We start from the raw sequence: 21,863 nt of genomic DNA, 5'->3' as shown, positions 1-21,863 counted from the left end.
CGAAAAATTCTCTTCACGATGAAACACAAACAAAAACCCCGCCGCGCGTACCCTCGCCGGCGGGGTTTTTGCGTTCAAACAACACCAAATGAACAAGCAAAGGCCGAGAAGACGCGAAGAGCGCGCAGCGGCAAGCCGGACGAGGACAGGCCGTCGGGACGCTCGAGCGACCAGACCCTCGTCTGCCAAAGCAGATACGACGATTCTTTCGGCTGCATCGGCAGGCGTGCCGCCCGAGCTCGTGGTTCAAGTCCCAGGTCCCAGGTCCGGGGCTCAAGTCCACGCTCCAGCCCTGCCTCGGCCCGAGCTTGACGCCACCCAGCGCCACGACCTATCCCCAAATCGGACGCGGATGCGGACGAGGGGCGGGTTCGCTCGGTCTCCTCGCGAGACGGCGGCCAGGCAAGGCCGCTCGGCCGTCCGCCAGGGCACCTGGGGAGGCGGGGAGGCGGGGAGGGGCCCGACCGGTGTTGCCGTCGAGGCACGATAGCTTGGCTAAGCACAGCACCTTCCCTAAGGCGCGTTGACAGTTCTGTACGCCCGGTACACTAATTCCGCACCGAGGATCGAGGAAACACGCCTGAGTGGCGCGTCTCCGCGACCTTTGTTTTTTGCCATGCGCCAGTCCGTCCCCCGACGCGCTCCGCGCCTTATTGGATTGCCAAACATGAAGCGCTTCATCCTTGCAGCGATCCTGCTGATCGTCGTCGTGGCGATTTGTGGCAGTCTGATCTGGTTCAATTTCTTCCGCAACAAGATGATCGAGCAGTTCTTCGCCACCATGCAGGCGCCGGTCGTCACGATTTCGGCCGTCACGGTTGAGCCGGCGCAGTGGACGCCGGGCATCGAGGCCGTCGGCACGGCCGCCGCTTCGGAAGGCGTCGATGTCGCGGTCCAGGCGGGTGGCATCATCGAAAAGATCCTGTTCAAGGCGAACGACAAGGTCGAGAAGGACCAGCTGTTGGTGCAGATCGACGATGCCGTCGAGCGCGCCGGCCTCGTCAGCGCCAATACGGCGGTTGCCGTCAGCCAGGACGCCTTGAGCCGCGCTCAGGCGCTGTTGCAGCGCAATGTCAGCACCGTCGCGTCGCTGCAGGACGCGCAGAACAATCTCGACAAGGCCAAGGGCGCGCTCCAGCAGCTCGAGGCGACGCTCGACCAGAAGGCAATCAAGGCTCCCTTCGCCGGCACGATCGGTATTCCGAAGATTGATGTCGGTCAGTATGCGCAGCCGGGAACGGTCGTCGCGACGCTGCAGAATCTCGACAAGATGAAGGTAAACTTCACGGTGCCGGAGCAGGAGCTCGGCTCTCTGAAGATCGGCCAGACGGCCCGCTTCGGCCTGAAGGAAGATGATCTCGGCTTCAAGGGTACGATCACCGGCATCGACCCGAAGATCGACGCAGCCTCGCGGCTCGTCACGGTGCAGGCGATCCTCGACAATCCCGACGGCACGCTGCGTCCGGGTCAGTTCATCCGCGTGCGCGTCGACCTGCCGGTCGAGGACAATGTGATCGCGCTGCCGCAGACCGCCGTGACGATCAGCCTCTATGGCGCCTATGTCTATGCCGTCGAGGACGCGCCGGCGGCAGCCGCCGCGGCGCCGGCCGACCCTGCCAAGGCGGAGGCCGGAAAAGCGGAGGAGGCCAAGCCGGCTCCGGCCACTGCGGGGCCAGGGCTTGTCGCCAAGCAGATCTTCGTCACGCCCGGTCGTCGCTCCGGCGACATGATCGAGATCGTCGAGGGCGTGAAGCCCGGCATGCGGATCGTCACTTCGGGCCAGAACAAGCTGTCGAGCGGTAGTTCCGTCGCCATCGACAATTCGGTCCAGCCGGTCAAGGGCGCCACGGCGAACCCGGAGGCTTCCAAGTCATGAGCTTCTCCGAACTCTTCATTCGGCGACCGGTCCTTGCGACCGTCGTCAGCCTGATGATCCTGCTGCTGGGCGCGCAGGGCATCCTCTCCATGTCGATCCGGCAATATCCGAAGGTCGACGAGACCGTGGTGACGGTGACGACGATCTATCCGGGCGCCAGCGCGGACGTCATCCAGGGCTTCATCACCTCGACGATCGCCAAGTCGGTGTCGTCGGCGGAAGGCGTCGACTACGTCACCTCCAAGAGCTCGCTCGGCGTGTCGACGGTCTCCGTCTACATGCGGCTGAACACCGATCCCGACAAGGCGCTGACGGAAGTCATCGCCAAGGTCCAGCAGGTCCGCGGCCAACTGCCCGACGAGGCCGAGGATCCGGTGATCCAGAAGGGCACCGGCTTCCAGTTCGCGCTGATGTATCTCGCTGCCCGCAGTGAGACGATGAATCCGCAACAGCTGACCGACTACCTGATCCGCGTGATCCAGCCCCGCTTCGCCACGGTCGACGGTGTCGCCAATGCCGAGATCCTCGGTGCGCAGGAATTTGCCATGCGCGTCTGGATCGATCCCGTCGCGCTCGCCTCGCGCGGCGTGACGGCGACGGACGTGATGACGGCGATCAAAGGATCGAACTTCCTGTCGGCACCGGGCAAGACGAAGAACGAGTTCTACGCCTATTCGATCGAGGCGAAGACGACGCTGCAGGATCCCGAGACGTTCGGCGCCTTGCCGATCCGCTCGAATGGCGACGAGATCGTGCGGTTGCGCGATGTCGCCTCGATCGAGCTGGCGGCCGCCTCCACCGATACGGAAGTGCGGTTCAACGGCCAGGAAGGCGTGTTCCTGGGCATCTTCCAGACCCCGTCGGCGAATCCGCTCGACGTGGCGACGGGTGTGCGCAAGGAATTGCCGCTGATCGCCAAGACGCTGCCGGAAGGCATGCATATCGAGCTCGTCTACGATTCGACCGAGGCGATCAGCGCGTCGATCGAGGAAGTGGTGCGGACGATTCTGGAAGCGTCGGCGATCGTCGTCGTCGTCATCTTCCTGTTCCTCGGCTCGTTCCGCTCGGTCATTATCCCGATTGTCACGATCCCGCTATCGCTGATCGGCGTCTGTTTCATCCTTTGGGCGCTCGGCTATTCGCTGAATACGCTGACGCTCCTCGCCATGGTGCTGGCGATCGGCCTTGTCGTCGACGACGCGATCGTCGTGGTGGAGAACATCCATCGCCACATCGAGGAGGGGCTGAAACCGATGCGGGCGGCGATCGTCGGCATGCAGGAGATCACCGGCGCCGTCATCGCGATGACGATCACGCTGGCGGCGGTCTATGCGCCGATGGCCTTTACGCAGGGCGTCACCGGCGCGCTGTTCCGCGAGTTCTCGCTGACGCTCGCCGGCGCGGTGATCCTGTCGGGCATCGTGGCGTTGACGGTCTCGCCGATGATGTCGGCGCGGATCCTGAAGCCGGGTGGCGGACGCATCCAGCATTTCATCGACCGGGTGTTCGATCGCTTCGGCAATTGGTATGCGCGGCGTCTCGTCGGGTCGCTGAAGGTGCGTCCGGTCACGCTGATGATGGTGGCTGCGATCTTCGGAACCATGGTGTTCCTGTTCCTCAACACGGCGACCGAACTGGCGCCGGAGGAAGACGAGGGCGCCATGTTCACCCTGATCACGGCGCCGCAATATGCGACGATCGATTATACGCAGCTCTATGTCGACGAGATCGCCGGCAAGACGGCCGACATCCCCGAGCGGGAGGCGCTGTTCTCGATCGCCGGCAGTGGCTCCGCTAATTCGGCCTTTTCCGGCCTCGTGCTGAAGCCCTGGGCGGAGCGCACGCGTTCGCAGCCTGAGGTGCAGGCTGAAGTGCAGGCGCGTCTCGACAAGGTGGCGGGCGTGCAGGCCTTCGTGTTCGCCGTGCCGTCGCTTCCGGGCACCGGCGGCGGTTTGCCGATCCAGTTCGTCATCCAGTCGACCGAGCCGGCTGATCGTGTCTACGCCGTGGCGGAGGAGATCAAGAACCGGGCCATGGCGTCGGGCAAGTTCATCGTCGTGCAGAACTCGCTCTCCTTCGATACGCCGAAGGTGAATGTCGTGATCGACCGCAACCGCGCCGCCGCGCTCGGCGTCTCGGTGGCCGAGATCGGTAACACGCTGACGCTGCTCGTCGGCGAGAACGGCATCTCGAAGTTCGACCGCGAGGCTCGGGCCTACGACATCATTACCCAGGTGCCGGAGAAGTACCGGCTCAATCCCGAAAGCCTCGGCACGTTCTTCGTGCGGTCGCAGTCGGGCGACATGGTGCCGCTGTCGTCGGTGGTCTCGATCAACACGGTCGGTTCTGCGCCGGCGATCGAGCAGTTCAACCAGCTGAATTCGGCGACGCTGGCGGCCCTGCCTCGGCCGACGGTGACATCGGGCGATGGCCTCGCTGCGCTCCAGCAAATCGCAAGCGAGGTGCTGCCGCCGAACTACTTCATTGAGTATGCAGGCCAGTCGCGCACCGAGCTCGAGACCGGCAATTCGCTGCTGATCGTGTTCGGCCTCGCCATCGTCGTGATCTATCTGGTGCTGGCGGCGCAGTTCGAGAGTTTCCGCGATCCGCTCATCATCATGATGTCGGTGCCGCTTTCGATCTTCGGCGCGCTGATCCCGCTCAACCTGGGCGCCGCGTCGCTGAACATCTACTCGCAGGTGGGGCTGATCACACTGGTCGGACTGATCACCAAGCACGGCATCCTGATGGTGGAATTTGCCAATCAGCAGCGCGAGGAACGCGGCCTCAACCGCCATGACGCAATCGTCGAGGCGGCGCGGGTTCGCCTGCGCCCGATCCTGATGACGACGGCCGCCATGGTGTTCGGCGTGGTGCCGCTGCTGTTCGCGGAGGGCGCCGGCGCCAAGGCCCGCTTCTCGATGGGCCTGGTCATCGCGACCGGCATGTCGATCGGCACCGTCTTCACGCTGTTCGTTGTGCCGATGTTCTACACCTATCTCTCCAGCGCGCATGCCAAGCGCGAGGACGACGACAGCGAGGCACCGGTCGCGACCGGAGGTCCGGAGCCGGCGACGGCTCACTGAAACTCCAGGAAAACGGCGCCCGAGGGCGCCGTTTTCTTTTGGCTGTCATGAAGGCGGTGCCATTATGACAGCCATGATGGATCGATCTCACCTGGACACCGAGCCGGACGCCACGCCGTCCGCGATGCCGGCCGCGGTCGGGACCGTCTTCCTTGAATTTCTGCGTCTCGGCCTAACGTCCTTCGGCGGGCCGGTGGCCCATATAGGCTATTTCCGCGAGCGCTTTGTCCGCCGCCTGCGCTGGCTCGACGAAGCCGCCTTCGCCGATCTGGTCGCGCTCTGCCAGTTCCTGCCCGGGCCGGCTTCGAGCCAGGTAGGCATGGCGATCGGCCTCGAAAAGGCCGGTTTGCGGGGCGGGGTGGCGGCTTTCGTCGGTTTCACGCTCCCGTCGGCCGTTCTGATGGCGCTGCTGGCATTCGGCTTCGCGGCTGGCGGCGACACGCTCGATGCCGGCATGCTGTCGGGCCTGGCGATCGTCGCGGTGGCGGTCGTAGCCGAGGCTGTCCGCGGCATGGCGATGTCGCTGGCCCGGGGCACTCTGCTGGCGAGCATCGCCGTCGGGGCAACGGTGATCGCGATGCTGGTGCCGGGAAGTCTGGCGCAGATAGGCATTCTCGTCCTCGGCGGACTTGCCGGATATGCGTTCGGTCCGGCGGCGAGCCCGGTGAGGGGCGTCCCGTCGCATCCTGGAATATCGCGCGGGTTCGGCGTCGTGAGCCTCCTGCTGTTCGCTCTGCTGCTGCTCGGGCTGCCCTTGCTGGCGCGGGTCACCTCATCCGCCGAACTGGCGTTGTTCAGCGGTCTCTATCGGTCGGGAGCGCTTGTGTTTGGCGGCGGCCATGTTGTGCTGCCGCTGCTGCAGGACGCCGTGGTGGCACCCGGCTTCATCACCGATCGGGCTTTCGTTGCGGGTTATGGCGCGGCGCAGGCAATGCCCGGTCCGTTATTCAGCCTGTCGGCTTGGATCGGTGTCGCCGCCGGTCTGCCGGATCCCGTGACAGGCGCGGGGCTGGCAGTGCTGGCCCTGTTCGCGCCGGCGATGCTGCTCGTTGTCGGCGTCATGCCGTTCTGGCGGTCGCTGAGACAGGTCGCGCGGGTCCGCCGCGCGCTTGCCGGCGTCAATGCCGCTGTCGTTGGCTTGCTGGCGGCCGCACTCTACGATCCGGTGATCACGACGGCGATCCATGGCCCGCGCGATCTGCTGCTGGCCGCTGTCTGCTACGGACTACTCGTCCTGGCTCGATGGCCGGCTTGGATCGTGGTGCTATGCGCGGCCTTCGGCGGCTGGCTGATTTCAGGGATCTAGGTCGGGCTGGCCGGAGAAGTGTGGGGTCACTTTGGCGGCTGCGCAGGGCGATGCGATCGCGGCTGCTCGGCGAGCGGATGCTGGCACGACGGCTGTCCGGAATTCGTATCAGACTTTTTGCGGGACCCGCACTGCGGCGCTCTTCATGGCGTCGACGGTCAGCGTGTCGAAGCCACGGCCGGTCATGTTGCTGCGCATGCGGCCGAGTAGTTTCGACATAAGCTCCGTCTCCGACGCGGTGGCGCCTTCGAGGGCCGTCGCCATCACGCTCGAACCGATGACCTTCATCTCGTCGAGGAGCGGGCGAACCTTGTCGGTCAGGTGCAGGCGCCGGGCCCGGCGGTCGGCCGGATCGGGGACCCGGGACACATAGCCGAGCGCTTCCAGCCGGTCGATATGGCGGGACAAAGTGATCGGCTCGACATCGAGCGCGTCCGCCACCGTTGCCTGGTTCGATCCCTCATTGTGGAAGAGGAAAGCGAGTACCTGCCACTGCGCTCGGGTCAGCTGACATCCCTGCGCCCGTTGATCGAAGGCACGACGAATCAAACGCGCAACGTCGTTGATCAGGAAGCCGAGATCATTTTCTGCGGGCGGAGTATTCATACCTTCCTATATAATAAGCTCTCGAATATTACGCAATGTGACTTTATTGGGTCGACCCTCCAGAAAGCGGGGGAAACGGTGGATTTCGCCGGCGAAGAAGGATAAATCGATTCATTCTGACCTAGCAAAGCCCGCCGACGCCTCTCCATGTTTACAGATATAGCATTTTATGCTGCGGCCTTGCCCGCCGTGGCGCTCGCTGGCCTGTCCAAGGGCGGTTTCGGCGGCGCCATGGGAATGCTCGCCGTGCCGGTACTGGCCCTGGTCATCTCGCCGATCCAGGCGGCCGGGATCATGTTGCCGATCCTGCTGGTGATGGACGGCATCAGCCTGTTTTTCTACCGGCGGATCTTCGACCGGCGCACCCTCGTCGTCATGCTGCCCGCTTCAATTGTCGGCATCACGGTCGGCTGGATGACGGCCGCCTATGTGAAGGAAGATTTCGTCCGGCTGCTCGTCGGCGTCATCTCGATCCTGTTCGCGCTGAACTACTGGTTCGGTGATCGGCTGCGGGCCAAGCCGATGCCGCCCAATTCGACCAAGGGCGCGTTCTGGGGCACTCTCGCCGGCTTCACGTCCTTCGTCAGCCACGCTGGCGCACCGCCATTCCAGATGTACGCGCTGCCGCTCCGGCTGGACAAGCAGGTGTTCGTCGGCACCTCGGTGATCTTCTTCGCCGTTACCAATGCCGTGAAGCTCGTTCCCTATTTCTTCCTCGGCCAGTTCGATGCCGCCAACCTTTCGACGGCGGCGGTTTTGTTCCCGTTTGCCGCGCTGATGACGGTCGTCGGGATCTGGATCGTGCGCGTCATCGACCAGTCCCTCTTCTATGGACTGTCCTATATCTTTGTCATGGTGATCGGCCTGAAGCTGACATGGGACGGAGCCATGTCGCTGCTCGTCCATTGAAGAAGCTGGGCGGGCTGCCGCAAGCCCGCCTTGTTCGCCGGCTAGTTCGGCGCGGATCGACGAAATCTAGGGTCTTCGAATGTATCGTGCCTTCCCCAATGCCATGCCGCGCGACTATCGGATCGATTTCTTCCGCGGGTTGGCGTTGATCTCGATTTTCGTCAATCACATTCCCGGCAATCTGTTCTCGAATTTCACCCATCGGAATTTCGGCCTGTCCGATGCGGCCGAGATCTTCGTGCTGCTGGCGGGTGTCTCTGCCGCGCTCGCCTATTTCCCGCGCTTCGCCTCGGGGCAAGCGGTGAATTCGGTCGGCCTGGTCGGCAAACGCATCGGCACGCTCTACATCGCCCATCTGGCGGCGATGGCGGCGGGCTTCGCCATCTATGCCGCCGCCTCGATCTACCTCGAGGCTCCGGGACTGATGCTTCCGGATGAGCGGCACTGGCTCGTCGAGCAGCCGGTGAAGGCGCTGGCCGGCATCGGCATGCTCACCTACCAGACCGGCAACTTCAATATCCTGCCGATGTACATGGTCATGATGGCGATGCTGCCTCTGATCATGCTGCTCGCCCGGGTGCATCTCGGGCTGGCGCTGGGGGCGAGCTTCGCTTTCTGGGTCGTCACCAATGTCTTCCGCCTGACCGTGCCGAATTATCCCGGCGATGGCGGCTGGTTCTTCAACCCGCTTGCCTGGCAGTTCCTGTTCACGATCGGCTTCGTCGGCGGCGTCATGCTGCGGCGCGGCGAGAAGTTGCCTTTCTCGCGGCCACTTTATCTGTTCGCGCTGTTCTATCTGGTGGCGGCGTCCGTGCTGGTGCTCGGCGCCCACTGGGACAAGTTCCCGGTGCTGCCGGAATGGTTCTGGCTGTCGGGCTTCAACAAGACCTGGGTCGGCGTATTCCGCCTGCTGCACGTGCTGTCGCTCAGTTACGTCGTGATCTTCAGCCCGCTGCCGGCCTTCCTGAAGCGCCGGCTTGACGAGGGCAACTGGATCGTCCGGCTCGGCCGTCACACGTTGCCGGTGTTCTGGCTGGGAACGCTGCTCAGCGTCGCCGGACATATCGTCCGCGAAAACGTCCTGGGCCTGCCGAACGATCCGATCTTCACCGGTTACAGCCTGGTGGTCGACACCATCCTGATCGGGGCGGGGCTTGCCGTGCTGTTCGCGCTCACCGCTTATCTCGACTGGATCCGTCCGGCGGCGAAGCGTCGTCCGGCGGCCGAAGCGGCCGAGCGCGGCGCCAGCCCGTCCGGCCTGGTGGCGGCCGAATAGGCTCGCCACAAAGCAAAAGCGCCGCGAGGATCGCGGCGCTTCGCAAAATCTGTATCACCAATCAGTGAACGGTGCTGTTACCCTTCAGTCGGGCGATCTCGTCCTTGAGCTGCAGCTTGCGTCTCTTCATGGCTACCAATTCCAGCGTATCGGCGCTCGGGTGATTGGTGGCCTGGTCGATTTCTCTGGAGAGCGCCTCGTGGCGTCTTTCCAGCTCGGCAAGATGCGAATCGATGGACATTAAAACTGCCTCCCTTCGTTGATCGATGACGGCACCAGATCGTGCCATAGACGGGGGTTGCTGTCGAACCGGATCGATCGCGGACCACCCGCGGGGGCGGCACCGTGACCGGCCCGGTTCTCTTTTGATCTGTGCCCTTGGATGGCGAGGTTCAAGGGGGCAAGGTGCGATCCGCCTCTCGCAAGGCCCGTCGCAAGCATGTATCCTGCGGGCATGAGCCGGTCTGAACTCGGCAAGGTTGGGGTGAATGACCGAGGAAGAAGAACAGGAAATCCGCTTCGAGCTGGCGCGGCTCCGTCAGGAACACAGCGATCTCGACGCCGCCATTTCGGTGATGTCCGAAACCGGCAAGATCGATCCGCTGCGCATTCAGCGTCTGAAGAAGCGCAAGCTGGCGCTGAAGGACCGCATGGTCTCGCTGGAAGACCAGCTGCTGCCGGACATCATTGCCTGATCAGGCGAGGTCGACGTCGGTTCCGGGCAGCATCGCTTCGGCCGAGGCGACCACCTGATCGGCGGTCATGCCCGGCTCGATCATGACGACGGCGGAGCTGGACGTGATGCCCTCGGCCGGCTCGGGCAGCAGGTCGAGCCCTGCGATCGCACGCTGCAGGCCGTTGACGCGATGGCCGCAATCGGCCGGCGTCGAATTCCACAGCACGACGGCGAACTGCTCGTTGCCCGTCCGCGCCGCCACGTCGCAGGAGCGTATGCCGGCGCGCAGCGTCTGGCCGATGGTGCGCAGCGCCCGGTTCAGTCCACCTTGCCCGCCGGAGGCCCGGATCGCGTCGAGTCCCTCGATGTCGATCAAAGCGATGCCGCAGGTCATCGGATAGCGTGTCTGGAACGCGATCGCGCGCTCGATCTCGCGAAGATAGGCGCGGCGATTGAGCAGTCCGGAGATCGGTTCCTCGGCCGCCTCGACCTCCAGCGCCGCGATGCGGTGCTGGCTGGCGTCGAGCGCGCGCCGAAGGGCGGCCACTTCTTCGGCCAGACGCATGACCAGGGAGCGCTGCTCGACCGGCAGGTCGGCCGTGACGTCGTCGGGATTGTACTCGCGCCGCCGCGAAGCCGAAGCCGGATCGCGTTCGGTCGGAGCGTGAGGACGAGGGTTGAGGGCGGGCGCGCTGGACATGCGCGAACTTTGCCGTGGCTTGGTTCAATTCTGGTTAACGACGCGTAAGTCATGGAGCGTGCCTTGCGGCCCGGGCGTCCCTCTCTATAATCCGCGCCTTCCCGCAAGGTCGGAGACGAGAACTTGGCAGATAAGACGGCGCCAATCGCCATCATCATGGGCAGCCAATCGGATTGGCAGACGATGCGGCACGCGGCCGAGACGCTGGATGCGCTCGGCGTCGCGCATGACGACCGCATCGTTTCGGCGCACCGGACGCCGGACCGGCTGGTCGATTTCGCGAAATCCGCCCGGGATCAGGGTTTCAAGGTGATCATCGCCGGCGCGGGCGGCGCAGCCCACCTGCCGGGCATGTGCGCGGCGATGACGCCGTTGCCGGTGCTCGGCGTGCCGGTGGAATCGAAGGCGCTCTCCGGCCAGGACAGCCTGCTCTCGATCGTCCAGATGCCCGGCGGTGTTCCCGTCGGCACGTTGGCGATCGGCAAGGCCGGCGCCATCAACGCCGCTTTGCTGGCGGTGTCGATCCTCGCCCTGAACGATCCGGCATTGGCCGGCCGCCTCGATGCCTGGCGGGCCGCCCAGACCGCCCGTGTCGCCGAGAGCCCTTCCGATGAAGGGTGAGGCGATGCTCAAGCCCGGATCGACCATCGGCATTCTCGGTGGCGGTCAGCTCGGCCGGATGCTGGCGACCGCGGCGGCCGAGCTCGGCTTCCGCTGCCATGTCTATTGCCCGGACGGCGAAAGCCCGGCCTTCGACGTCGCGGCGGCGCGTACCGTCGCCGCCTATGAAAACCAGTCGGCGCTGTCGGCCTTCGCCGGTTCGGTGGATGTCGTCACCTACGAGTTCGAGAACGTGCCAGCAGCGACCGCCGACTTCCTGGGCGAGCAGGTCGATGTGCTGCCGGGACCGCGGGCGCTGTCTGTGTCACAGGACCGGCTGTCGGAAAAGGAACTGATGCAGAGCCTCGGTATCCCGGTCGCGCCGTTTGCCGCGGTCGAGGATCTCGCCGGGCTGGAGGCAGCCCTCGAGGCACTCGGACGACCGTCGATCCTGAAGACCCGTCGCTTCGGCTATGACGGCAAGGGTCAGGTCGCGATCCGTGCCGGTGACGACGCGGCGGCCGCCTTCGAGGCGATTGCCGGCAAGCCGGCCGTTCTCGAAGGCTTTGTCACTTTTGCGCGCGAGGTTTCAGCCCTGGTGGTGCGCGGCCGGAGTGGCGAGACGGCGGTGTACGACATCGTCGAGAACGTCCACCGCAACCACATCCTCGCCACCTCGACCGTTCCGGCGCAGCTGTCGGAAGCGACCGCCGACGCGGCGCGGGCGATCGCCGCCAAGGTGGCGGACGCGCTGGGCTATGTCGGCTTGCTGGCGGTCGAGATGTTCGTCGTCGAGGAGGCTGATGGCGAGCGGTTGATCGTCAACGAGATCGCGCCGCGCGTGCACAATTCCGGCCATTGGACGCAGGATGGCTGCCTGGTCTCGCAGTTCGAGAACCATATCCGCGCCATCGCCGGCTGGCCGCTCGGCTCGACCGAGCGTCATTCGGACGCCGTGATGACCAATCTGATCGGCGCCGAGGCCGACGACTGGGCGGCGCTCGCCGCCGAGCCGGGCGCGCGACTGCATCTCTACGGCAAGAGCGAAAGCCGCGCCGGCCGCAAGATGGGCCACGTGAACCGGTTTCTTCCGCGCCGCCGCTGAGCGACCCATTCTCCATCCCTCCCGCCAGGGGGAGGGATGGAGCCCTTCTCGCCGACAACAGGCTTGCCGGCTTTGCAGCCGGGGCCTTTCGGTTTGCCGCCTGACGCCCCATATCAGGGCCCCTGCCGTCAGGGGTGGCGCCATTGCCGCAAAGGCGCTATCGAAGGCCCCTATTTCCGCCCACGATTTCCGACAAGAACAAAGACATTCGCCATGACAGAGCCGAAGACCGTCTATCCCGCCGCCGAGTCGTCGCCCTCCTTCCCCAAGATCGAGGAAGCGATCGGTGCATGGTGGAAAGAGAACGAGATCTTCGAGCGCTCGATCGAACAGCGCCGGGAGACCGGCGCGCCGGAATTCGTCTTCTATGACGGCCCGCCCTTCGCCAACGGCCTGCCGCATTACGGCCATCTCGTCACTGGCTTCGTCAAGGATCTCGTCCCGCGCTATCAGACGATGCGCGGCAAGGTCGTCGATCGCCGTTTCGGCTGGGATTGCCACGGCCTGCCCGCCGAGATGCAGTCCGAGAAGGAACTCGGCGTCTCCGGCCGCCTCGAGATACTGAAATACGGCGTCGCCCGATTCAACGAGCATTGCCGGACCTCGGTGCAGCAGTTCACCGCGGACTGGGAATACTATGTCACGCGCTCGGCGCGCTGGGTCGATTTCAAGAACGACTACAAGACGATGGATCTCTCCTTCATGGAGAGCGTCATGTGGGCGTTCAAGCAGCTGCACGACAAGGGCCTGATCTATGAGGGTTACCGCGTCGTGCCCTATAGCTGGGCAGCCCAGACGCCGCTCTCGAACTTCGAGACCCGTCTCGACAACTCCTACCGCATGCGCCAGGACCCGGCGCTCACCGTTGGCTTTCTGCTCGATCCCGTAGCGGGCGAGACCGTGCCGACGCGCCTGCTTGCCTGGACGACGACGCCCTGGACCCTGCCGTCCAACATGGCGCTGGCGATCAAGGCCGATGCCGACTACGCGGTGCTTGAGAAGGGCAATGAGCGCGTCATCCTCGGCGCGCCGCTGGTGGCGAACTACGCGCACGAGCTGGCCGACTACACCGAGGTCGGGACGGTCTCGGGTGCCGATCTCGTCGGTCGCACCTATCAGCCGCTGTTCCCCTTCTTCGCCGGCGAGCGGGAGGCGGGCGCCTTCCGCGTGCATGCGGCCGCCTTCATCGAGATGACCGACGGCACCGGCGTCGTCCATATCGCCCCCGCCTTCGGCGAGGACGACATGGCGCTTGGCCAGTCGAACGGCATCCCCGTCGTCGACCCGGTCGATTTCGCCGGCAATTTCACCGAGCTGACGCCGCCCTACGCCGGCATGAACGTCTTCGAGGCGAACAAGGACATCATCCGGGACGTCAAGGCTCAGGGCGCCGTGCTGCGCCACGAGACCTATGACCACAACTATCCGCATTGCTGGCGCACCGACCAGCCGCTGATCTACAAGGCGCTGCGCTCCTGGTATGTCCAGGTCTCGGCGTTCAAGGATCGCATGGTCGAGCTGAACCAGGGCATCGACTGGGTGCCGGGCCACATCAAGGATGGCCTTTTCGGCAAGTGGCTGGAGAATGCGCGCGACTGGAACATCGGCCGCAACCGCTTCTGGGGTTCGCCGATCCCGGTCTGGAAGTCGGATGATCCGAACTATCCGCGCCTGGACGTCTATGGCTCGCTCGACGAACTCGAGCGGGATTTCGGCGTGCGCCCGAAGGATCTGCACCGCCCCTATATCGATGATCTGACCCGCCCGAACCCGGATGATCCGACCGGCAAGTCGGTGATGCGCCGCGTCGAGGACGTGCTCGACTGCTGGTTCGAGAGCGGCTCGATGCCGTTCGCGCAGGTGCATTACCCGTTCGACAACAAGGACTGGTTCGAGGGGCATTTCCCCGGCGACTTCATCGTCGAATATGTCGCGCAGACGCGCGGCTGGTTCTACACGCTGATGGTGATGTCGACGGCGCTGTTCGACAAGGCGCCGTTCCGCTCGGTCGTCTGTCACGGCGTCGTGCTGGACGAGAACAAGCAGAAGCTCTCGAAGCGGCTGAAGAACTATCCGGATCCGATCGAGGTCTTCAACACCTACGGCGCCGACGCGCTGCGCTGGTATCTGGTGTCGTCGCCGCTGCTCTCCGGTGGTGATCTCGCCATGCCGAAGGACGGCCGCGCCATCGCCGAGACGGTGCGCCAGGTCATGCTGCCGATCTGGAACGCGTATTCGTTCTATACGCTCTACGCCAATATCGACGGCATCAAGGGCCGGATGGTCACGACCGCCGAAGCGGAGCTCGATCGCTATATCCTCGCCAAGACCGCAGACCTGATCCGCGGCATCGAGGCGTCGATGGAGAAGCTCGATCTTGCCGGCGCCACCAACGCGTTCCCGCCCTTCATCGAGGCCCTGAACAACTGGTTCATCCGCCGTTCGCGCGACCGGTTCTGGAAGGCCGAGAAGGACGCCGACAAGCAGGCTGCCTACGACACGCTTTACACCGTGCTCGTGACGATGACGCGCGCGCTGGCGCCGTTCCTGCCGTTCCTGACCGAGCACATCCACCGGGCGCTGGTCGACGGAACCAGCGTGCATCTGGCCGATTGGCCGGACGCCTCGGCGCTGGTCGACGACAAGGCGCTGGTCGAGCGCATGGATCTGGCCCGCACGGTCGCATCCGCCGCCGCCTCGATCCGCACGGTCAAGAACCTGCGCACGCGCCTGCCGCTCCGGACGCTGACCGTTGCCCATCCGGGCTTCGAGAAGCTCGCCATGCTGAAGGACGTCATCGCCGACGAGGTCAACGTCAAGGAAGTCGTGCTGGCGGCCGATCCGTCCGCCTTCGGCCAGGTCGTGCTCGCCGTCGATCCGAAGATCGGCAAGCGGCTCGGCAAGGGTCTGAAGGACGTGCTCAACGCGGCGCGGGCGGGCGAGTGGGAAGATCTCGGCGATGGCCGCTATGCGGTCGCGGGCCAGACCATCGAGCCGGGCGAATACGAGCTGCGCTTCAAGGCCAATGAAGGCCTCGACGCGGTCGCCTTCGACGGCGCCGCCGGCGTGGTCGTGCTCGATACGAAGGTGGACGAAGCGCTCGAGCGTGAAGGCGTTGCGCGCGATTTCATCCGCCTGGTGCAGACAGCGCGCAAGGAGGCCGGCCTGAACATCTCGGACCGGATTCATATCGAGGTGAAGATCGCCAATGGCGCGGCCGAGGCGATCCTCGCCCATGCCGACCAGGTTCGCGCCGAGACGCTGGCCGAGACGCTGCGCCCGACCGACAACCAGCCGGAAGGCTTCGTCTCCGAGACGAGCCTGCTCGACGAGCCGATCGCGATCGGTGTCCGTGTCGCACGCTAAGGCTCTGATATATTGATTGTTATCGCCCGGCCGACCCTCGGCCGGGCGAATTTGTTTCCGGCGACTGCCGGGCCATGATGGGAGCAGCCATGACGCCCTTGTCCATTCTCGAACTCGTCCGGGTGACCGAGGAGACAGACGCGCGGGGCGCGCTCGACAATGCCCGCGACCTGGCGGCCCATGCCGAAGGCTGGGGCTACAACCGCATCTGGGTGGCCGAGCATCACAACATGCCGGGCATCGCCAGCGCCGCCACCTCGATCGTGCTCGCCCATATCGCCGCCGGCACCAAGACCATCCGCGTCGGCGCCGGCGGCATCATGCTGCCGAACCACGCGCCCTACATCATCGCCGAGCAGTTCGGCACGCTGGCGCGCCTGTTCCCCGGCCGGATCGATCTCGGCCTCGGCCGGGCGCCCGGCACCGACCAGGTGACGGTCCGCGCCTTGCGCCGGCCGCCGGGAAATTCGGAGAATTTTCCGCAGGACGTGTTGGAATTGCAGGCTTTTCTGGCGCCTGCGGGCCCCGAGCAGCGCATCGTCGCCGTGCCGGCCGCCGGCACCGAAGTGCCGCTCTGGATCCTCGGCTCCAGCAATTTCGGCGCCATGCTGGCGGCGGAGCTGGGCTTGCCCTACGCCTTCGCCTCGCATTTCGCCCCCGACCTGCTGCTGCCGGCGCTGGAGATCTATCGGAGCCGATTCAAGCCGTCGGAACAGCTCGACCGGCCCTATGCCATGGTCGGCGTCAACGTGATCGCGGCGGAGACGGATGCCGAGGCGACCCGGCTGGCGACGACGCAGCAGATGTCGTTCGCCGACATGTTCCGCGGCGCGCGCGGACTTTCCAAGCCGCCGATCGACGATATCGAGACCTACTGGTCGCCGATGGAACGGGCACAGGCGAAGTCGATGCTGGCCCGCTCGATCGTCGGCTCGCCGCAGACGGTGCGGAGCGGGATGCAGGCGCTGGTCGAGGGGACCGGCGCCGACGAATTGATCCTCGTCTCGGACGTCTATGACCATGCCGCGCGGCTGCGCTCGGTCGAGCTGATCGCGGAGGTGGCCGGGATCGGCGCCGGTTAACAGCGCCGATCTTGTTAGCGTTCCGGTAGCGGCGCGTTAGCGCGCCGCCTGCATCAGCGGGTAGCTCCGCCGCACCGTCTCGGCGATGACGGCGGCGACCGCCGCCTTGATCAGATCGCCCGGCACGAAGATCAGCGATCCCATGGCGGCATCCCACAGCGACAGCTTGGCGACCATGGCGAGCCAGGGGATGCCGATCAGGTAGACGACGCCGATGCCGCCGATGGCGGAGAAGACGAAGAACAGCACCGCGTTCATCCGGCGCCAGTTGATCTCGGTCAGCCAGCCGGTGACGAAGGCGGCGAACGGCCAGGCGATGATGAAGCCGGCGGTCGGGCCGAAGAAGACCGAGAGGCCGCCATGGCCTCCGGAGAGCAGCGGCAGGCCGAGCGCCACCAGCAGCACGAAGAGCAGGATGGCGAGCGCGCCGCGCTTGGCGCCGATCAGCGCGCCTGCCAGCATGACGCCCAGCGTCTGGGCGGTGATCGGCACCGGCAGGAAGCCGACCTGGAAGGCCGGCACCAGGTTGATCGCCGCCATCAGGGCTGCGAACAGCGCGATATAGACGATGTCGCGCGTTGAAACGTCCCGGCTCATCGGATCTCCGTCCCTAGTTCGAGTGAATGATACATTTCAAAATCCGTCCTCATGACTCATATCCGCGCGCCTCGATGGCGTCGGCGAGTTCATCGGCGGATTTCAGCGTGCGGATGACCAGCGGCACGATCAGCGCCAGCGGGTTGGCGGCGAGGCCGCGTGCAGCCTGCGCTTCGCGGATCAAGCGGAATTCCTCCGCGATCAGCGGGACGAAGCGGATCGAAAGCGCGATGGCGAGCCCGACCTTTGCCGGATTGACGCCGAGCGGCCGCAGCGGTCCGAGCCCCCATTCGACCAGCTCCGCCATCGCCGAGACCGGCGTCGTCAGCGTCACGGCGCTGGCGAGCAGGATCAGCGTCGCGAAACGCGCCACGGCGAGCAGGCCCTCGGCGACGGTGCCGAAGACGAGATGGAAGGCGAAGATGATGCCGAGCAGGATCGCCGGCCCGCGCAATTGCGCCAACAGGCTGCGGAAGGGCACGCCGGTCGAGAGGTAGACGGCGAAGGCGAGCGGCACGCTGGCGAAGACGACGATTTCAGACGGCACCAGGAACAGCGCCAGTGACAGGACCAGCAGGCCCGCCACCTTGGCGCCGGCGCTGGCGCGATGCAGGGGCGAGCGACCCGGATGATAGAGCCCGATCGTCATCGCATCCGCTCGCGATAGAAGGGCAGCACCTCGCCCGGCAATCCGTCGGCGGCGATGCGGCCGTCCTCGATCATCAGCACGCGGTCGAAGCCGGCGATCAGCTCGAGATCGTGGCTGACGACGAGGACCGGATGCGGCAGCGCGTCGATGGCGTCGGCGACGCGGTTGCGGTTTCGCAAGTCGAGCAGGGTGGTCGGCTCGTCGAAGACGACGAGTTCCGGCTCGGTGACGAGCACGGCCGACATCGCCACCAGCTGCTTCTCGCCGCCGGAAAGCAGATGCACCGGCCGTTCGCGCAGATGGCCGAGCTGGTAGCGGGAAAGCGCCGCGTCGATGCGGGCGTCGATCTCGCCCTTCGGCACCTTGCGTGCCTTCAAGCCGAAGGCGAGGTCCTCGGCGACGATCGGCATGACGATCTGGTGGTCGGGGTTCTGGAACACAAAGCCGACCTTGCGGCGGATCGCCTTGACGTCCTTCCTGGTGTCGACGCCGTCGATCAGCACCCGACCTGCCTTCGGCAGGACCAACCCGTTCAGCAGCCGTGCAAACGTGCTCTTGCCGGAGCCGTTGGCGCCGACGATGCCGATGCGCCGCTCCGCGAGCGCGCAGTCGATTCCGTCGAGAACGGGCCGGCCGTCGAAATCATGGCTGACCGCTTCCAGCACGATCATGCGCGTTTCGCGCCCCCGCTTGCGGATTGTGCAATGCCGCATGCGATAGAGGCTGCGATGCGCCGGGTCAATCGCCGTTGGAGGCAGGGATCGCGGCGCTCCGGCTGTGCTCGCCGCCGCCGCAGCGCTCGGTGTCGGCGGACACGGTCCGGGTCGCCACGGATATCGTCAGCCCGACGCCTTCGGCCCTGAGGACGACCTCCGCCGCCGCGCGCGCGTCCTCGCCGGCGTCATGGTGGTGGAATTCGAGCCCGAGATGAACCTTGAGGCTGGCGAGCCCATGCCCGCCATTGCCCTTCAGTTCGGGCCATGCCGCCCGCGCCACCTGGACGCTGTCGCGCCACAACCAGGCGGGAGCCGAAAGCCCGGCATCGGCGCAGGCGGCGGTGATGGCGCTGCGGTCGAAGCCGGAATGCTGGTAGACCGTGCTGCCCTCCAGCGCCGCCTCCAGCACGGGCAGCACCTCCGCGAAGGTCGGCGCGCCCTGCACCCTCCCGGCCGTGATGCCGTGCAGGCCGCTCCAGATCCACACATCGGTTTCCGGATCGACCAGCGTCACCCAGGTTTCGATCGTGTTGTCGGCGCGCACGCAGGCGACGCCGATCTGGCAAAGGCTGCCCCGGTGGTTGTTCGCCGTTTCGACATCGAGCGCAAAGAAACGGAATGGTCCCTCCGGGAAGGGGCTCACCCGCGCCGGAGCGACGATCTCCGCGATCGCTTCGGCGGTTCGACCCGGCACGGTGTCGAGCAGAGCCTGGAGAAGGCTTTCAGCGGTGTTGGTCAAGAAGCGCTCCGGCTACCATCGACGTCGGTTTCCGGAGAGATCCCGCAGCGTTGCGCGCGTCCTGTCCCGGATGGGGTGATCCTGCGATAGAGGGCGGTGGCGGTCGGGTCAATCACCGTCGAATGCCGGCGTCCGCAGGAGACCGGCGTTGAAGTCTCTTTCCAATGAAAGAAATAGCATCTATATTTTCTGAGGAAAGGAGATGGCGATGCAGACCCACCATCCTGTCACGGCCGTGCGGCCCGAGGCCGGGCCCGTCGTCACCAAGGCCGTCCTGCGGGCTTCGGAGCAGCTCCGCCTCACGGCGCGGCTTCTGGCCGCGATCCTCGGCCTCAGCGAGGCGACGGTGTCACGCATGCGGCGCGGCGAGTTCGGGCTTCAGCCTGGCACGAAGCCGTTCGAGCTCGCCATCCTTCTCGTTCGCCTGTTTCGTTCGCTCGATGCCATTGTCGGGGGCGACGATGCCGTCGCCGCGGCCTGGCTCGGCAATCCCAACCTGGCTCTCGGCGGGCGGCCGATCGAGAAGCTGCAAACCGTGAGCGGGCTGGTCGATGTCATTGCCTATCTGGACGCCCGCCGCGCTCTCGTCTGAGTTCCGGCGCCTGGCCGGGCCGTGCTGGCGGCTCGTCGAGGCGCAGCACCGGGTCTCGACCCTGAAGCTGACCGACACGCTCGCCGAGCAGGCCTTGCTGGAGGAACTGATCGAGGACGCCAAGCCGGCGATACCGCCGGAATGCCGGCAGCTCGATTTCCTGCTCGCAACCCCGTTCCGCTACGGCGCGCTCTATCCCCATGGCTCGCGCTTCCGGCGGGCGGGGCGGACGCTCGGGGTCTACTATGCGGCCGAGACGCCGAGGACGGCGGTGGCCGAGATGGCGTTCTATCGGCTGCTGTTCTTTGCCGAGTCGCCGTCGACACCCTGGCCGCGCGATGCGGCGGAATATACCGCCTTCTCGGCAGAGATCGCGACGGCGAGAGCGTTGGATCTGACAGGGGAGCCGCTCTCGGCCGACGCGGCTGTATGGACGGATCGCACCGACTATCAGGGTTGCCAGGCCTTCGCCGATGCGGTGCGCGCGGCGGATGGCGACGTCATCCGCTACCGGTCGGTGCGCGATCCCGAAGGCGGCGCCAATCTGGCGGTCCTGATGTGCCGGGCCTTCGCGCGCCCGGCTCCGGTCGAACGCCAGACCTGGCGGATCCGATTGAGCGCCAGCGGCGTCCAGGCGCTTTGCGAATTTCCGCGTCAGGCGGTGGAGTTTCCGCCTGACGCCTTTGCTGCCGATCCGCGCATCGCCGGGTTCAACCGGCGCCGCGGCGAGGATTAGGCCGGCTGCGCCTGCGCTTCACGGCGCGGTAGCGGCGGGAAGGCGAGGGCGATCGCCACGGCGCCGAGACCGACGATCGACGAGCCGATGAACAGCCAGGCGTAGTTCTGGAAGGTGTCGAAGATCCAGCCGCCGATCCAGGGCCCGAGCGCCATGCCGATGCTCGACAGCATGCCGGCGGCGCCGAGCACGGCACCGAGGTTCTTCTGGCCGAAATAGTCGTGCGCCAGCACGGCGTAGAGCGGCATCACGCCGCCATAGGCCGCCCCGAAGACGAGCGCGAGCAGATAGAACTGTTCGAGCGCGCTGACGGCGCTGTAGGCGGCGATGACCACCGCCTGCACGATCAGGCCGGCGACCAGAACCGGCTTTACACCGATCCGGTCGGCGGCGACGCCGAGCAGCAGGCGGCCGCCGAGGCCGGCCAGTCCCTCGACGCTGTAGATGCTGACGGCCGCCATCGGCGAGACGCCGCAGACGATCGCATAGCTCACCATGTGGAAGATCGGCCCCGAATGAGCGGCGCAGCAGGCGAAGAAGGTGAGGCCGAGGATCCAGAACTGCGGCGAGCGCAGCACGTCCGTCATCGTCATGCCGCCTGAGGGCGCGTTGCCGGCGGCCGGGCTCGACGCCGGCGATGCGGGCGGCCGGCTGAGCAGGAGGGTCGCCGGAAGCAGGACCAGCCAGGCGCCGATGCCGATGGCCAGCATGGCGAAGCGCCAGTCATAGGCGGTGATCAGGTAGCGGGCGAAGGGCGAGATGGTCATCGGCGCCATGCCCATGCCGGCCGAGACCAGAGAGACGGCCAGGCTTCGGTTGGTGGTGAACCAGCCGGTGACCGCCGCGGTGACGGGGGCGAAGAAGGCGCTGGCGGCGAGGCCGACGAGAAGGCCGAAGGTCAATTGGAAGGCCAGAAGCGAGGTCGCCCGGCTGGCCAGAACCAGCGCCAGCCCGAGCAGCAGCGATCCGGCCAGCACGACGATGCGCGGCCCGAAGCGATCGCTCGCCATGCCCCACAAGATGCCGGCGACGCCCATGACGAGGAAGTTGAGCGTCATGGCGCTTGATATGCCGGCCCGCGACCAGCCGGTATCGGCCGACATCGGATCGAGGAAGACGGCGAGAGAGAACATCGTGCCGATGGCGACACAGCCCATCAGCGCGCCGGCGAAGACGATTGTCCAGCGATTGAAGTTGGTCATGCTGCAAGATCCTTCGAAGGAAGACAGCGCGCGGGCGCAACCGA

General features: G+C 65.8%; 20 protein-coding genes. 12 read left to right on the top strand and 8 right to left on the bottom strand.

The window, feature by feature from the left end:
- Positions 1-667 precede the first annotated feature (667 nt).
- The 3 genes from G342_RS22980 to chrA all read left to right on the top strand — a co-directional run bounded on the left by G342_RS22980 (position 668) and on the right by chrA (position 6,268).
- On the top strand, positions 668-1,876 hold the full coding sequence (locus G342_RS22980; RefSeq protein ID WP_018181493.1) for an efflux RND transporter periplasmic adaptor subunit: 1,209 nt from the start codon (positions 668-670) through the stop codon (positions 1,874-1,876).
- The gene (locus tag G342_RS0102310; RefSeq protein ID WP_018181492.1) at positions 1,873-4,962 is read left to right on the top strand and encodes an efflux RND transporter permease subunit; all 3,090 of its coding nucleotides are present in this window, start codon (positions 1,873-1,875) and stop codon (positions 4,960-4,962) included. Before G342_RS22980 ends, G342_RS0102310 begins: the two co-directional genes overlap by 4 nt.
- 64 nt (positions 4,963-5,026) lie before the next feature.
- Positions 5,027-6,268, top strand: a complete 1,242-nt coding sequence (gene chrA, locus G342_RS0102305; RefSeq protein ID WP_018181491.1) for a chromate efflux transporter — start codon at positions 5,027-5,029, stop codon at positions 6,266-6,268.
- 108 nt (positions 6,269-6,376) lie between these two features.
- On the opposite strand, the gene G342_RS22975 is transcribed toward chrA, so the two are convergent.
- Entirely contained in the window at positions 6,377-6,874 is a 498-nt protein-coding gene (locus tag G342_RS22975; protein WP_040878029.1) for a MarR family winged helix-turn-helix transcriptional regulator, read from the bottom strand.
- A gap of 147 nt (positions 6,875-7,021) precedes the next feature.
- Between G342_RS22975 and G342_RS0102295 the strand changes: the two genes are divergently transcribed.
- Both G342_RS0102295 and G342_RS0102290 read left to right on the top strand, forming a co-directional pair.
- Positions 7,022-7,783, top strand: coding sequence for a sulfite exporter TauE/SafE family protein (locus tag G342_RS0102295; RefSeq protein WP_026304037.1), 762 nt, complete (start codon positions 7,022-7,024; stop codon positions 7,781-7,783).
- 79 nt (positions 7,784-7,862) lie between these two features.
- A complete protein-coding gene (locus G342_RS0102290; RefSeq protein ID WP_018181487.1) occupies positions 7,863-9,059 on the top strand; it encodes an OpgC family protein in 1,197 nt (398 codons plus the stop codon).
- 61 nt (positions 9,060-9,120) lie between these two features.
- Here the strand turns inward: G342_RS0102290 and G342_RS0102285 are convergent, their stop codons facing one another.
- A complete protein-coding gene (locus tag G342_RS0102285) occupies positions 9,121-9,300 on the bottom strand; it encodes a YdcH family protein (protein WP_018181486.1) in 180 nt (59 codons plus the stop codon).
- Between the two features lie 247 nt (positions 9,301-9,547).
- On the opposite strand from G342_RS0102285, the gene G342_RS0102280 reads away from it, so the two are divergent.
- A complete protein-coding gene (locus G342_RS0102280; RefSeq protein WP_018181485.1) occupies positions 9,548-9,754 on the top strand; it encodes a YdcH family protein in 207 nt (68 codons plus the stop codon).
- Here the strand turns inward: G342_RS0102280 and G342_RS0102275 are convergent, their stop codons facing one another.
- Entirely contained in the window at positions 9,755-10,435 is a 681-nt protein-coding gene (locus G342_RS0102275; RefSeq protein ID WP_018181484.1) for a diguanylate cyclase domain-containing protein, read from the bottom strand. It lies immediately after the preceding gene.
- Positions 10,436-10,591: 156 nt separating this feature from the next.
- Between G342_RS0102275 and purE the strand changes: the two genes are divergently transcribed.
- From purE to G342_RS0102255, 4 genes are all read left to right on the top strand, one after another.
- Entirely contained in the window at positions 10,592-11,056 is a 465-nt protein-coding gene (gene purE / locus G342_RS0102270; protein ID WP_083931026.1) for a 5-(carboxyamino)imidazole ribonucleotide mutase, read from the top strand.
- Between the two features lie 4 nt (positions 11,057-11,060).
- Complete coding sequence (locus tag G342_RS0102265; RefSeq protein WP_198010718.1) at positions 11,061-12,140, top strand: 5-(carboxyamino)imidazole ribonucleotide synthase; 1,080 nt, start codon at positions 11,061-11,063, stop codon at positions 12,138-12,140.
- Positions 12,141-12,353: 213 nt separating this feature from the next.
- Positions 12,354-15,506: an isoleucine--tRNA ligase gene (gene ileS, locus G342_RS0102260; RefSeq protein WP_018181481.1), complete on the top strand. Its 3,153-nt coding sequence runs from the start codon at positions 12,354-12,356 to the stop codon at positions 15,504-15,506.
- Positions 15,507-15,595: 89 nt separating this feature from the next.
- Positions 15,596-16,588, top strand: coding sequence for an LLM class flavin-dependent oxidoreductase (locus G342_RS0102255; RefSeq protein ID WP_018181480.1), 993 nt, complete (start codon positions 15,596-15,598; stop codon positions 16,586-16,588).
- Between the two features lie 36 nt (positions 16,589-16,624).
- Here the strand turns inward: G342_RS0102255 and G342_RS0102250 are convergent, their stop codons facing one another.
- From G342_RS0102250 to G342_RS22970, 4 genes are all read right to left on the bottom strand, one after another.
- Entirely contained in the window at positions 16,625-17,185 is a 561-nt protein-coding gene (locus tag G342_RS0102250) for a biotin transporter BioY (RefSeq protein ID WP_018181479.1), read from the bottom strand.
- Positions 17,186-17,234: 49 nt separating this feature from the next.
- Entirely contained in the window at positions 17,235-17,834 is a 600-nt protein-coding gene (locus G342_RS0102245; protein ID WP_018181478.1) for an energy-coupling factor transporter transmembrane component T family protein, read from the bottom strand.
- The gene (locus G342_RS0102240; RefSeq protein ID WP_018181477.1) at positions 17,831-18,505 is read right to left on the bottom strand and encodes an energy-coupling factor ABC transporter ATP-binding protein; all 675 of its coding nucleotides are present in this window, start codon (positions 18,503-18,505) and stop codon (positions 17,831-17,833) included. Before G342_RS0102240 ends, G342_RS0102245 begins: the two co-directional genes overlap by 4 nt.
- Before the next feature lie 67 nt (positions 18,506-18,572).
- Positions 18,573-19,289: a 3'-5' exonuclease gene (locus tag G342_RS22970; RefSeq protein WP_018181476.1), complete on the bottom strand. Its 717-nt coding sequence runs from the start codon at positions 19,287-19,289 to the stop codon at positions 18,573-18,575.
- Between the two features lie 202 nt (positions 19,290-19,491).
- Between G342_RS22970 and G342_RS0102230 the strand changes: the two genes are divergently transcribed.
- Together G342_RS0102230 and G342_RS0102225 are read left to right on the top strand one after the other, a co-directional pair.
- Positions 19,492-19,881, top strand: coding sequence for an antitoxin Xre/MbcA/ParS toxin-binding domain-containing protein (locus tag G342_RS0102230; RefSeq protein ID WP_018181475.1), 390 nt, complete (start codon positions 19,492-19,494; stop codon positions 19,879-19,881).
- The gene (locus G342_RS0102225) at positions 19,841-20,617 is read left to right on the top strand and encodes an RES family NAD+ phosphorylase (RefSeq protein ID WP_040878026.1); all 777 of its coding nucleotides are present in this window, start codon (positions 19,841-19,843) and stop codon (positions 20,615-20,617) included. The genes G342_RS0102230 and G342_RS0102225 overlap by 41 nt, the downstream gene beginning before the upstream one ends.
- On the opposite strand, the gene G342_RS0102220 is transcribed toward G342_RS0102225, so the two are convergent.
- On the bottom strand, positions 20,614-21,819 hold the full coding sequence (locus tag G342_RS0102220) for an MFS transporter (protein ID WP_018181473.1): 1,206 nt from the start codon (positions 21,817-21,819) through the stop codon (positions 20,614-20,616). The genes G342_RS0102225 and G342_RS0102220 overlap by 4 nt on opposite strands.
- Between the last annotated feature and the right edge of the window lie 44 nt (positions 21,820-21,863).

The sequence above is a fragment of the Kaistia granuli DSM 23481 genome, assembly GCF_000380505.1.
Classification (GTDB): Bacteria; Pseudomonadota; Alphaproteobacteria; order Rhizobiales; family Kaistiaceae; genus Kaistia; species Kaistia granuli.
Note: the sequence above shows the minus strand (reverse complement) of the source record. Positions and strands in the feature narration are given on the sequence as shown.